Annotated in this window: 10 protein-coding genes; 6 read left to right on the top strand and 4 right to left on the bottom strand. The window is 67.7% G+C overall.

The window, feature by feature from the left end; genetic code table 11:
• Nucleotides 1–3 precede the first annotated feature (3 nt).
• Nucleotides 4–921: a branched-chain amino acid ABC transporter permease gene (locus AC3WLC_RS28520; protein WP_346356910.1), complete on the bottom strand. Its 918-nt coding sequence runs from the start codon at nt 919–921 to the stop codon at nt 4–6.
• 406 nt (nt 922–1327) lie between these two features.
• On the opposite strand from AC3WLC_RS28520, the gene AC3WLC_RS28525 reads away from it, so the two are divergent.
• From AC3WLC_RS28525 to AC3WLC_RS28540, 4 genes are all read left to right on the top strand, one after another.
• Nucleotides 1328–2470 (top strand): dipeptidase, encoded by a 1143-nt coding sequence (locus AC3WLC_RS28525; RefSeq protein ID WP_493687267.1) that lies wholly within the window; start codon nt 1328–1330, stop codon nt 2468–2470.
• 135 nt (nt 2471–2605) lie between these two features.
• On the top strand, nt 2606–5116 hold the full coding sequence (locus tag AC3WLC_RS28530; protein WP_493687268.1) for a methyl-accepting chemotaxis protein: 2511 nt from the start codon (nt 2606–2608) through the stop codon (nt 5114–5116).
• 121 nt (nt 5117–5237) lie between these two features.
• The gene (locus AC3WLC_RS28535; protein ID WP_493687269.1) at nt 5238–7421 is read left to right on the top strand and encodes a methyl-accepting chemotaxis protein; all 2184 of its coding nucleotides are present in this window, start codon (nt 5238–5240) and stop codon (nt 7419–7421) included.
• Between the two features lie 75 nt (nt 7422–7496).
• Nucleotides 7497–8294, top strand: a complete 798-nt coding sequence (locus tag AC3WLC_RS28540) for an RNA methyltransferase (protein ID WP_493687270.1) — start codon at nt 7497–7499, stop codon at nt 8292–8294.
• Between the two features lie 69 nt (nt 8295–8363).
• Here the strand turns inward: AC3WLC_RS28540 and AC3WLC_RS28545 are convergent, their stop codons facing one another.
• Genes AC3WLC_RS28545 through AC3WLC_RS28555 form a run of 3 tightly spaced genes read right to left on the bottom strand, consistent with a single transcriptional unit; the run spans nt 8364 to nt 11093 of the window.
• Nucleotides 8364–9380 carry an ABC transporter substrate-binding protein gene (locus AC3WLC_RS28545; protein WP_493687271.1) on the bottom strand — a complete coding sequence of 339 codons (1017 nt, stop codon included), beginning with the start codon at nt 9378–9380 and terminating at the stop codon, nt 8364–8366.
• Between the two features lie 50 nt (nt 9381–9430).
• Nucleotides 9431–10297 (bottom strand): ABC transporter permease, encoded by an 867-nt coding sequence (locus AC3WLC_RS28550; protein ID WP_493687272.1) that lies wholly within the window; start codon nt 10295–10297, stop codon nt 9431–9433.
• A 16-nt stretch (nt 10298–10313) separates the two neighbouring features.
• The gene (locus AC3WLC_RS28555; protein ID WP_493687273.1) at nt 10314–11093 is read right to left on the bottom strand and encodes an ABC transporter ATP-binding protein; all 780 of its coding nucleotides are present in this window, start codon (nt 11091–11093) and stop codon (nt 10314–10316) included.
• 105 nt (nt 11094–11198) lie between these two features.
• Between AC3WLC_RS28555 and AC3WLC_RS28560 the strand changes: the two genes are divergently transcribed.
• Nucleotides 11199–11864: a response regulator gene (locus AC3WLC_RS28560; protein ID WP_493687274.1), complete on the top strand. Its 666-nt coding sequence runs from the start codon at nt 11199–11201 to the stop codon at nt 11862–11864.
• Complete coding sequence (locus AC3WLC_RS28565) at nt 11851–13212, top strand: sensor histidine kinase (protein ID WP_493687275.1); 1362 nt, start codon at nt 11851–11853, stop codon at nt 13210–13212. The genes AC3WLC_RS28560 and AC3WLC_RS28565 overlap by 14 nt, the downstream gene beginning before the upstream one ends.
• Nucleotides 13213–13252 lie beyond the last annotated feature (40 nt).

Here is a 13252-nt window from a genome sequence, read left to right on the forward strand (position 1 = left end):
GCGTCAGACCTTCTCGACTTCCGGCCGGCCGAGGATGCCGGAGGGCATGAACACCAGGACGACCGCGAGGATGCAGAAGGCGGCGACGTCCTTGTAGTCGATGGTGAAATAGGCCGACCACATCACCTCGATCAGGCCGATCAGCAGCCCGCCCAGCACCGCGCCGGGTAGAGAGCCGATGCCGCCGAGGACCGCCGCGGTGAAGGCCTTGACGCCCGGGGTGAAGCCGTCCGCGAAGTTCACGACGCCGTAGAGCACGAGGTACATGACGCCGGCGACCGCCGCGAGCGCCGCACCCATCACGAAGGTGATCGAGATCGTGCGGTCGACGTCGATGCCGAGCAGGGACGCCATCTTGCGGTCCTGCTCGCAGGCGCGCTGGGCCCGGCCGAGCGGCGTCTTCTGCACCAGGTACCAGAAGGCGGCGAGCAGCACGACCGTCGTCACGATGATGACGATCTGCTTGTAGGAGATCGAGACCGGATAGGTCGAGCTGTCGATCAGCAGGATCGACTGGTTCAGCATCGGCGGCGTCGGCTTGTTGCGCGGCCCCTGCACGACCTGGACGAAGTTCATCAGGAAGATCGACATGCCGATCGCCGAGATCAGCGGCGCGAGCCGGAACGAACCGCGCAACGGCCGGTAGGCCACCCGCTCGATCGTCCAGTTCCACAGCGAGGTGAAGAACATCGCCAGGATCAGGACGAAGAACAGTGACAGCACGATCAGGCCGGCACCGAGCCAGGCCGAAATCAGCATGAAGAAGATCAGCGCGATGAAGGCCGACAGCATGAACACGTCGCCATGGGCGAAATTCACCATGCCGATGATGCCGAAGACCATCGTGTAGCCGATGGCGATGAGGCCGTAGATCGACCCCAGGGTCAGCCCATTGATGAGCTGCTGGACGAATACTTCCATGGAACGACGCCTAACCCCTCGAATCAATTACCCGTTCTTGTTGCGCGGCATGACACCGGCGCATGCGGGATGCGACTTCGGCGCAGAGCTACCAACCGACTGCGCGCTCGACAATCACTCCGCGCCACATTTCTGTCAAAAGCAATCTGCGTCACTTTGCATATGCAATAGGCAGCCGATGCTGCGGCCCTGCGCGCATTCGGCGCAAGATGATTGCTCGGCATGCAGTACACGATCCCGCGATATCGGACCCTGCTGTCGCCGATGTCGCACTACCCCAGCGCGAGATACCGGAATGGTGGCTCTAATCGCGTTCCGGGCCCGCGCTTTAGGCCTCGCGCGCCGGCCCGAGCGCTGCCACGATCAGCCTCCCCGCGAATCCCGCTTCCCGCTTTCCAGGTGCGCCATGGTCCTCGCCGCCCCTCCCGTCACCGACGCCGCCTATGACAAGGCGCTCGCTCTGCTCGATCGCGTCCCGCTGATCGACGGCCACAACGACTTGCCTTTCGTCGTGCGGCTCGACCGGGGCGCGAAGGGCGATCTTGCCGCCTACGATCTCGGCAAGATCCATCCCGAGACCGACACCGACATCCCGCGCATGCAGGCCGGCAAGCTCGCCGGGCAGTTCTTCGCGGCCTATGTCCCGCCGAATCATCCCAAGCCCGCCGGCTTCGCGCTGGCCCAGATCGCGCTGATGCGCCGGATCTGGCAGCGCCATGCCGACGTCTTCCGGCCGGGCCTCTCTGCCGACGATGTCGAAGCAGCCCAGAAGGAAGGCCGCATCGCCCTGTTCATGACGATCGAGAACGGCTCGGCGCTCGACAACGAGCTCGATTCGCTCGACGCCTATTGGGGCCTCGGCGTTCGGCTGATGACGCTCTGCCACAACGACACCCATGACTGGTGCGATTCGGCGACCGACGCGCCGCGCCACAACGGGCTCACCGCCTTCGGCAAGGAAGTCATCGGCCGGATGAACCGGCTCGGCATGATCGTCGACCTCGCCCATGTCTCGCCCAAGGTGATGCACGACGTGCTCGACGTCAGCACGGGCCCCGTGGTCTGGTCGCACTCCAACGCCTTCTCGCTCTGCGACCACCCGCGTAACGTCCCGGACGACGTGCTCGACCGGGTCGCCAGGAACGACGGGCTGGTGATGGCGACCTTCGTGCCTGATTTCATCAGCCAGGCCTCGCGCGACTGGCACCGCCCGGCCAAGGACCAGTACGGCAAGACGCCGGACGGGCTCGACTACAAGAAGGCCGAGGCCGAGATCGTCCGCACCGCCGGTCCGCGGCCGAAGGCGACGCTGGCGCAGTACTGCGACCATGTCGAATACCTCGCCAAGCGGATCGGCCATGATCACATCGGCATCGGCTCCGACTTCTTCGGCGGCCTCAATCCCGAGGGTCTGGAGGACGCCTCGACCTTCCCGCGCGTGATCGCCGAGCTGATCCGCCGCGGCTGGTCGGACGAGAACCTCGCCAAGCTCGCCGGCGGCAACATGCTCCGGGTGATGCGCTCGGTCGCAAGCGTTGCCGCGCGCTGAGCGCGGCAATCGCCAAGGCGGAAATGAGGCAAAATTTTAAAGGTATGCTGGCAACGCTGCCGGGCCCGACATTGCGAACGGGGACGGGGCATTAGCTCCTTTCCTGTCCGCGCCAGAACAGCCCGGACAGGACCCGTGAACCTCTTCCCAGCCTCGATCAGGAACTACCTCGTCGCCACCATGGCATGCCTGTGCGTGCCTGGCCTCGGCGCGCTCGCCTTTCTCGCGGAACAGGCCGTCGAGGACGTCCTGACCAGCCGGCGCCTCGTCGAGCTGGTCGCGGCCGACGAAGCCCTCCTCAACGCCGGCAACACGATCCGCTCCAATCGCGGCCAGGCCCAGACCGCGATCCAGGTCGCGGACGATCCGGCGCCGACGCTGAAGAAGATCGAGCAGGCCAATCGCGACGCACTCGCCAGCGCCATGGCGCTGCTGCGCAGCACCGACCTCGCCGACCGCAAGGCGCTCGCCGACGCGATCGAGCAGAAGGAGAAGGCGACCGCGAGCAAGCTGCCGGAGATCTACGCCGAGGCCGCCAAGCCGAAGCCGCAGCGCAGCCTCGCCGCCACCATGCCCTGGTACAATGGTGTCGGCGACATCGAGACCGCGATGACCACGGCCTCCGACGCGACCTCGACGGCGGTCCGCATGTCCGATCCGGCGCTCGCCGACCTGCAGAACTTCAAGGCCGCCGGCTGGCGGGTCCGGTCGAGCTACGGCACGCAGTGCTCGGTGCTGCGCCCGGTCTTCGGCAGCAACAAGCCGATGGATGCGGCGCAGCTTCGCCGGCTCGGCGAGATGCGCGGCGCCTCCGACGCAGGCGTCGCCCAGTTGACCCAGTTGGCCGGGCGCCCGGGCGTCGGCTCCGAGCTGGTGCGCAAGGTCAATGCGATGAACACCGAGGTCACCGCCGCCAACAAGCTGATGGACGAGCAGATCGGCCGCGTCGGCCAGGGCAGCAGCCCGGTCGTCGGCGCCGAGGAATGGACCAAGCAGTGCAACGGCCCGTTCAACACTATGCTCGCCGCCGTCGGCCAGTCCTTCGACGAGATGGAGAACGTGACGCAGGCGACGCTGGCACGGGCCTGGACCCGGCTCGCCATCACTGGCGGCCTCTTCCTCGCCTTGCTCGCCATCTGCGTCGTGAGCTGGCGCGGAGTGCAGCGCCGTATCACCCGGCCGCTGGTCCAGCTGCAGACCGCGCTCGCCGGCATGCAGGCCGGTGACTTCGCCCAGAAGATCCCCGCTCCGCCCTGCCCCGACGAGCTCGGCACGCTGAGCGCGGCGCTGGAGGACTACCGCCAGAACGCGCTCGCGCTCGAAACCAACCGGCGCGACCGCGAGGTCGCCATGCTGGCCGATGCTGAGCAGGCCGCCAAGGTCCGCACCCTCGTCGGCGAGGTCGCGCAGATCGTCGCGGCCGCCCGCGCCGGCGACTTCTCCGGCCAGGCCGAGGCCGGCGATGTCGAGGGGCCGCTGCGCGAGCTGGTCGAGGGCGTCAACGAGATCAACGCCGTCGTCGATGCCGCAACGACCGAGTTCGCTGAGGCGATGCAATCGCTCGCCGGCGGTGATCTCACTCACCGCGTGACCACCGGCTATCGTGGCCGCTTCGCCGCGCTGCAGGAGGCGATCAACCAGACCGCCGAGCGGCTCTCGACGACGATGCGCACCATCCAGGCCAACGCCTCCGACGTCGGCCTCTCGGCCCGCGAGATCTCGACCGGCGCCGACGATCTCTCCAAGCGCACCGAGGAGCAGGCCTCCTCGCTGGAGGAGAGCGCCGCGACGACCGAGGAGCTGGCGGCGTCCGTCAAGGCGTCTGCCCAGGCTTCGCAGCAGGCGGTTCGCCAGGCCGGCCAGGCCATGCAGGTCGCCCAGGACGGCGGCGCCATCGCCGGCGAGGCGGTCGCGGCCATGGCCCGGATCGAAGGCGCCTCGAAGAAAATCTCCGAGATCGTCTCGGTGATCGACGGCATCGCCTTCCAGACCAACCTGCTCGCGCTCAACGCGGCGGTCGAGGCCGCCCGCGCCGGCGACGCCGGCAAGGGTTTTGCCGTCGTCGCCTCCGAGGTGCGCACACTCGCGCAGCGCTCGGGTGAAGCCGCCAAGGACATCTCCGGCCTGATCTCCTCCTCGAACACCGAGGTCGAGGCCGGCGTGAAGCTGGTCAAGCAGGCTGGCGACGCACTGACCCGCATCGTCGAGGCTTCGCGCGGCGTCCAGACCACCATCTCCGAGGTCGCGACCGCTTCGAGCGAACAGGCCAACGGCATCGAGGAGATGAGCCAAACCGTCGCGCATATGGACGAAATGACCCAGGCCAATGCGGCGCTCGCCGAGCAGAGCGCCGCTTCGGCCAACGCGCTCGCCGGCAAGATCGCCGAGCTCAATGCGCTGGTCGCGACGTTCCGGACCGGCGACGAGCTCGCGCCGATCGCCCGCTCGCCGTTCCCGGCAGCCCCGCATGCCCAGGCCCCGCTGCGCACCACCGATCTGGCCGCGATCGCGACCGGCCCGGGCGCGGAGCCGCAGCGGCTGCGCAAGCTCGCCGCAGCGCTCGCCGAGCAGAAGGCGCCGCGCCAGGCTCCCGCCCGCAAGCACGCCAACACACGCTCGGACGAGTCCGGCTGGGAAGAGTTCTAGGGCCCACAGGCCGTCTTGGAAAAAAGCGGGCGCAGCCGAGAGGCCGCGCCCGTTTTTTCGTTTAGCGGAACATTAAGCCTGTTTTGCCATGCTCCGCCCAATCTCGACAGGTGTGAGGGTCATGGCGTTGTCTACCGAACAATCGCGCTCGCCTGCATCGCGCCTGACGATCCAGCTCCGGATAGCGCTGGTCAGCGTCGTCTTCGTTCTCGGCCTCGTGCTGATCGGCTTGGCGTCCTGGACCGGCAGCGGCCGGCTCACCGCCGCCTTCGAGGACCACAAAGCCTATTCCGCCCTCGCCGCCCGCTCGCGCGAAGTCGGTGCCGCGAGCTTCGCGTTGAAGGCCTTGAGCCGCGATGTCCGCTTCCGCCAGGAAACGACGGATATCAAGGACTTCGGCAGCGGTCTTGAATCACTGAAACAGGCGATTGCGCGGCTCGGCGGCGCCAACGGAGCCGAGCGCGTACGCGACAGCATCGCCGCGCTGGAAGCGCCGATGAAAGCGATCGAGGCCGACTTCAAGGCGATCAGCGCGATGCAGCTCGCTTTGCGTTCCGCCGCTCCCGAAGGTCTTGCCGCCAGGCTGGAAGACGCCGCCGAGGCGCTCGAGACCAAGGTGCGCTCCAACAGCATGGGCTCGGATTCGGCCGACCTCGCCCGCCTCCCCGGCATCCTCGCGGCGCTGCGCCGGATCGACGCCGCCTATCGCCTCTCCCTCGACGAAAGCCTGCTCGGGCAATGGGAGGTCGAGCAGGGCCGCTTCGAGCGCGCGCTCGGCCGCCCGGGCGTCCCAGCCGAGGCCAGGGCCGAGATCGAGCCGGCCTTCAGGACTTACGCCGAGATCGTCCCCGCCTGGAGCAAGGCCGAGAAGGACTTCATGCTCGCCGGCGAGAAACTCTCCGGCGAATTCGACCTGATCGCCCCGCCGCTGCAGGAGCTCGAAACCCGGCTCTCGACCGAAGAGGCGCAGGCCGGCACTCGCCTCGCGCAGGCGCAGAGCTGGACACAGATGATCATCCTGGGGACGATCGCGGCCGCGCTCGTGCTCGGCCTGATCGCCGCCTTCATCGTCGGGCGCACCACCGCCCTGCCGCTCCGCCGCCTGCGCGACGCCATGCTGAAGCTCGCCGCCGGCGACTACGAGGTCGCCATCGCCGGCCTCTCGCGTCGCGACGAGATCGGCCAGATGGCGCAGGCCGTGCAGGTCTTCAAGGACAATGGCCTCGCCGTGCAGCGGCTGGAGGCCGAGACCAGCGAGGGCCGTGCCGCAGCCGAGCGCCAGAACCTCGCCATCGCCCGCCAGCGCGAGGAGGCCGCAGCGGCACAGGGCTCCCTGCTCGCCGAGCAGCGCGAGGTCGTCGCCCTGCTTGCGGAAGCGCTCGCCCGCCTTTCGCAGGGCGACCTCACCGTGCGGATCGAGGACGCGGTCGCGCCCGACTACGAGACGCTGAAGCAGGATTTCAACGGCGCGATCGAGCGCCTCGCCGCCACTGTCGACGCGATCAAGGCGACATCGGTCGAGGTCGCGACCGCCGGCCGCGAGATCACCAGCGGCGCCGACGATCTCTCCAAGCGCACCGAGGAACAGGCCTCCTCGTTGGAGGAGAGCGCCGCGACCACCGAGGAGCTCGCCGCCTCGGTCAAGGCCGCGGCCGACGCCTCGCGCCAGGCCGCCAGGCTCTCGCATGAGGCGAGTGGCATCGCCCGCAAGGGCGGCGCCATCGTCGACGACGCCGTGCAGGCGATGACCCGGATCGAAAAGGCGTCGCACCAGATCTCGGACATCACCTCGGTGATCGACGAAATCGCCTTCCAGACCAATCTGCTCGCGCTCAACGCCGCGGTGGAAGCGGCCCGGGCCGGCGATGCCGGCAAGGGTTTTGCTGTCGTCGCCAGCGAGGTTCGTACCCTCGCGCAGCGCTCTGCCGAGGCCGCCAAGAGCATCTCGGCGCTGATCAAGGCCTCGAACACGCAGGTCGGTGACGGCGTCGAGCTGGTGCGCTCGGCCGGTGCGGTGCTCGGCCAGATCGTCGAGGCCTCGCAGCGCGTCGCGACGACGGTCACCGAGGTTTCCTCGGCTTCGTCCGAGCAGGCCAGCGGCATCGATGAGATGAGCCAGACCATCGCCCATATGGACGAGATGACCCAGGCGAACGCCGCGCTCGCCGAACAGAGCGCCGCCTCGGCCACGGCGCTGGCGCAGCAGATCGAGCGGTTGAACGGTCTGGTCGCGGCTTTCCGCACGCGTGACAGTGGCCAGGCCGGCCACATGGTCGATCTCCGGCACGAGCGCCGTCGCGCCTGATCACCGCTGAGCGGTTGACGGGAGCGGCACAGCCGGCGCATGGCTGCGCCTCTTTCAGGACGCAGCCTTCATCACATGACCGGTTCCGGCACCGACCGCACACGCCCGTCCATTGCGGGACAGGCCCCCATCGTCATCCTCGTCGAACCGCAGCTCGCCGAGAACATCGGCATGTGCGCCCGCGCCATGGCGAATTTCGGCCTGACCGAATTGCGCCTCGTCGCACCGCGCGATGGCTGGCCGAGCGGCGGCGGTCTGAAGAAGGGCGCAACCGCGGCCGCCTCCGGCGCCACCCACATCCTCGACAATGCCCGGCTCTTCCCCGATGCTGCCGCAGCGATCGCCGACCTCAACCATGTGCTGGCGACCACGGCGCGCGAGCGCGGCCAGATGAAGCGCGTCTTCACCCCGGCCGAAGCGATGCCGAACCTCGGCGAGCGCATCGCCACAGGAGAACGCGTCGGCATCCTGTTCGGGCGCGAGCGCATCGGGCTGACGAATGAGGAAATCAGCTTCGCCGACGCGATCCTGACCTTCCCGGTCAACCCCGCCTTCGCCTCGCTCAACCTGGCGCAGGCGGTGCTGCTCTGCGGCTATGAATGGCTGAAGACCAATGGCGGCGAGCCCGCCTTCCGCGAGAACAACCCCTCCCCGCCGGCGACCCGCGCCACCGTCCTCTCGATGTTCGATTATCTCGAGGGCGAGCTTGATCGCTGCGGCTTCTTCCCGCCCGGCAAGAAGCCGATCATGACCGCCAATCTGCGCGACATCCTGCACCGGCTCGACATGACCGAGCAGGAGGCCCGCACCCTGCGCGGCGTCTTCAAGTCGCTGGCGGAGGGGCCGAGAGCCGGCCGCGAGCCGAAAGCCTGACGATCTCCACATGAAAACGCCGCCGCAGAAGCTGCGGCGGCGCCTTGTCGTCGTCGGCTTGCGAGAGCTTCAGCTCCCCGAGCGCCCTGCGAGCTGCGGCACGAACATGTCGCTCCACTTGGCCGGCTTGACCTTGATCGAGCCGGCCTTGTGCATGAACTCGGCGAACTGCATCACACCTTCGGGCGTCGCGGTGAAGCGCGCATCCTTGTCCTCGATCATCTCCTGGACCTCGGCCGCGTCGACCTTGACCTTCGAGCTCTTGGCGAAGATCTCGGCCGCCAGCTTCTTGTCCTTGGCGATCAGTGCGGTGGCGTCGTCCATCGCGTCGATGAAGGCCTGGGTCATCTTCGGGTTGGCGTCGACGAACTTCTTCGGCGCGAAGGTGACGTCGAGCGTCAGGTTGCCGAGATAGTCGACCGAGTTGAGCACGCGGTGGATTCCGGGGCTCTTCGCCTCGATGTACTGGAAGGGCGGCGAGGTGAAATGCGCCTTGATCTCGGTCTTGCCGCCGATCAGTGCCGCCAGCGCCTCCGGATGCGGCAGGCTGACCGTCATCGGGTCCATCTTGGCATAACTGGCATCGCCGAATTCCTTGGCCGCGATCATCTGCAGCACCACCGCGGCGAGCGAGGTCTTGATCCCCGGCAGCGCGATCTTGTCGGCGGTCGTGAAGTCCTTCAGCGCCTTTAGCTCCGGCTTGTTCGACATCAACCAGAGCGAGGTCGAGCTCATGCCGGAGACGCCGACGACCTCAACGCCCGGAATGCCCTTGGCCTTGGCCCAGAGCGTGACGAAGCCCGGTGCGCCGGTGCCGGCGAAATCGAGGGTGCCGGCCATCATCGCGTCGTTGATGACGTTGCCGCCGTCGAGCATCAGCCAGTTGACCTTGACGTCGCCGAGCCCGGCCGCCTTGGCGCGCTTCTCCAGGAACTGCTGATCCTGCATCACGATCAGCGGCAGATAGAGGATGCCGAAGCCCTTGGAGATGCGGACCTCGCTGACCTCGGCCCGGGCCGGGGCGATGAAGGCGGCGCCGAGTGCCAGCGCTGTAACGGCAGCACGAAGACAGGTCTTGATCGTCATTGGAGTCTCTCCCTTGGAACCTTGGCCGTTCGGCCTTTTGATGCGGGTTGTCAGTGCTGCATGCCCCAGCGGCGGATGGTCTTGCGCTCGATGGTGGCGAAGATGATGTTCTCGACGAACAGGCCGATCAGGATGACCGTGAACAGGCCGGCGAAGACGTTCGCCGTCTCGAGCTGGTTGCGGTTCTCGAAGATGAACCAGCCGAGGCCGCCGGAACCCGAGGACACGCCGAAGACGAGCTCGGCCGCGATCAGCGTGCGCCAGGCGAAGGCCCAGCCGACCTTGAGGCCGGTCAGGATCGCCGGGAACGCCGCCGGGATCAGGATCAGCCGCACAAGCTTCAGGCCGCGCAGGCCATAGTTCTGCCCGACCATGCGCAGCGTGTTCGAGACGGAGCGGAAGCCGGCGTGGGTGTTGAGGGCAATCGCCCACAGCACCGAATGCACCAGCACGAAGATGATGCTGCCGGTGCCCAGCCCGAACCAGATCAGCGCCAACGGCAGCAAGGCGATCGCCGGCAGCGGATTGAACATCGAGGTCAGCGTCTCCAGCAGATCGGCGCCGATGCGCGAGCCGATCGCCAGCGTGGTCAGCAGCGCCGCGAGGCCGATGCCGATGCCGTAGCCGATCACCAGCGTCTGCAGCGAGACCAGCATGCGCTGCGGGATGACGCCGTTGACGATGTTGCCGATGAAGGCCTCGACTGTCTGACCGAAGGTCGGGAACAGCAGGGGATTGCCGAGCCAGCGGCCATAAAGCTCCCAGGCCAGAGCGAGGACGGCGAGGATGAAAGCCTTGCGGACGAAGCCTATGCGATAGATCCGTTCGGCGAGGCCGATCGATTTCGCCACCACGGGCGCATCGCTCGAATGGACCTCGCGGATGATTTCGGGGCGGAAGCTGACGAGATCGGTCATGTCGGTCACCTCCGGCTCAATGATGAGCGAACAGCATGTCGTTGATGCGGGTTTCGAGCGCCGACTGCTTGCCGGTGCCCATCTCCTCGGGCGGCACGCTGTTGAGCTCGGCCTTGACCTCGCCGGGATGCGGCGAGAGCAGGAGGATGCGGGTGCCGATGCGGATCGCCTCCTCGATCGAATGGGTGACGAAGAGCACGGTGAACCGCGTGTCGTCCCAGAGCCGCAGCAATTCGTCCTGCATCTTGCGGCGCGTCAGCGCGTCGAGCGCGGCGAAGGGCTCGTCCATCAGCAGCACGTCGGGCTCCATCGCCATGCCGCGGGCGATCGCGACGCGCTGCTTCATGCCGCCCGACAGCATGTGCGGGTAGCTGTCGATGAACTTGGCGAGGCCGACCTTCTCGATATAGGAGCGCGCCCGCTCCTCGGCCTCGGCCTGCGTCGCCCGGCCCGAGGCCGTCAGCGCGAAGACGACGTTCTCGCGCACCGTCTTCCACGGCAGCAGCTGGTCGAACTCCTGGAACACCATCATCCGGTCTGGGCCGGGGCCGGTGACTGCGCGCCCTTTCAGGGAAATCTGCCCTTCGACCGGCGAAAGGTAACCGCCGATCGCCTTGAGCAAGGTCGACTTGCCGCAGCCGGAGGGGCCAAGCAGGACGAAGCGGTCGGACGGGTAGACGTCGAACGAGACCTTCCGGGTCGCTGTGACCACGACGTCGGGGGTCTTGTACTGCAGCGTCACGCCCTCGACGGAGAGGAGCGGTGTCGCGGATGCGGCGTCGAACGGGGCTAGCATGAACCCTCCCTTGCTTCGTTTCCCAGCACACTTATGGGCGCTTGCGGGATGGGATAACCTGCTCCGCTGACACCAACCTGACTCAGGGAAACGGAGACCCAGGGCTTGCGCATCCTCGTCGTCGAAGACACGGCCGACATCGCCGAAGCCGTCGTGATGCGGCTCGAGAAGATCGGCCACGCCGTCGACTGGGAGCAGGACGGCCAGACCGCCGCCGAGCTGATCGAGGTCCAGGCTTATGACCTTGTGATCCTCGACCTGACGCTGCCCGGGCAGGACGGGCTCGCCATCCTGAAGGGGATGAGAGCGCGCAAGCTCAAGACGCCGGTGCTGGTGCTCACCGCCCGCTCGCATGTCGACGAGCGCATCGGCGCGCTGGACCTTGGCGCCGACGACTATCTGATCAAGCCCTTCGACTATGGCGAGCTCGAAGCCCGCGCCCGGGCGCTGCTACGCCGCAGCGCCGGGCAGTCCGACAACCTCATACGCGTGGGCCCTCTGGTCATCGATCGCGCCGGCCGTATCGCCAGCATCGGCGAGCGCCCGCTCAACCTGACGCGGCGCGAGCTCACCGTGCTGGAGATCCTCGCTGCCCGGCCGGAGCGCATCGTGCCGAAGGAGGAGCTGGTCGAGCAGTTGTTCAATTTCGAGCAGGAGGCGAGCCCGAACGCGGTCGAGCAATTCGTGGCACGGCTGCGGCGCAAGCTCGCCGATGCACCGATCGAGATCCGCACCTTGCGCGGGCTGGGCTATCAACTTGCCGCTCTCTGATCTGCGCCTTTCGCTGCGGGCCCGCATCATCGCCGTGCTCTCGGCGGTGCTGGCGGGCGGAGCCGTGGCGCTCGGGCTGATCGCCTGGCATTCCGCCGAGCTCGCGGCGCAGCAGGCCTATGACCGGCTGCTCTCGGGCGGCACCGTCCAGATCGCCGAGAACGTCTATCTCCAGGGCGGCGTGCTGACGCTCGACCCGCCGGCCTCGGCGATCGCGACGCTCTCCGATTACGACCTCGTCTTCTACAAGGTCGTCGATCCCCGCGGCGTCGTCGTCGCCGGCTATGAGGACCTGCGATCGCAAGCGACCTGGGAGGCGACGCGCAGCGGCGTCGTACTCGAGGATGGCACATATCAGGGCCATCCGGTCCGGATTGCGACGCTGTCGCGCCGCTTCGACGATCCGCTCGCCGGCGGCTGGGCCACCATCGTCGTCGCGCAGACCATGCAGGCACGCATATCGCTGGCGCGCGATCTGACCTTCAAGGCGCTCGGCGTCATCGCGATCATGAGCGCGCTCGCGCTGCTGGCGACGGGCTTCGCCGTCCGGCTCGCGCTGAAGCCGCTCGCCCGCATCGAGCAGGAGATCGCAGGGCGAACCCCCGACGATCTCAGCCCGATCAAGACGCAGCCACCGGTCGAGGTCCGCAACCTCGTCGAGGCGATCGATGGCTTCATGCGCCGCCTCTCCGATCGCGTCGCCCTGATGCAGCGCTTCATCGCCGACGCCGCCCACCAGATCCGCACGCCGCTGGCGGCGCTCGATGCGCAGGTCGAGATCCTCTCGGCGACCGCACCGTCGCGGCGCAAGGCCGAGACGATCACACGCGTCCGCGAGCGCACCACCGAGCTCGGCCGATTGACCGGCCAGCTCCTCGACCATGCCATGGTGATCCACCGGGCCGATGCGGCAGCGCTCGCCCCGGTCGACCTCAACGCCCTGGCCAAGACCGTGCTCAGCACCGCGGTGCCGCTGTCGCTGCCACGCGAGGTCGACATCAGCTTCGAGCCGGCCATGCCGGCGCCGATCATCCCCGGCGATGCCGTCAGCCTGCGCGAAGCGCTCGGCAACCTGATCGACAACGCCCTCGCCCACGGCGCCCATAGCCGCCTCGTCGTCACGGTCGGCGCGGACGAAACATATGTCTGGATCGAGGTCGCCGATGATGGCGACGGGTTTTCCGGCTCGCTGGCGGAGCTGGCCCAGCCCTTCGCCAAGGGCGCGGCGTCACATGGCTCAGGCCTCGGCCTCGCCATTGCGGCCGAGGTGGCGCGCGCTCACAAGGGCGAGCTCGTCCTGACGCGGGAGGATGGGATGACGCGGGTCCGACTCGTCCTCGCCGGGTAAGCCGGATGGCGAGCATCCGGCGAACGTCGCAAGCGCGGGA

This window comes from Allobosea sp. GW821-FHT03A12, assembly GCF_058986765.1.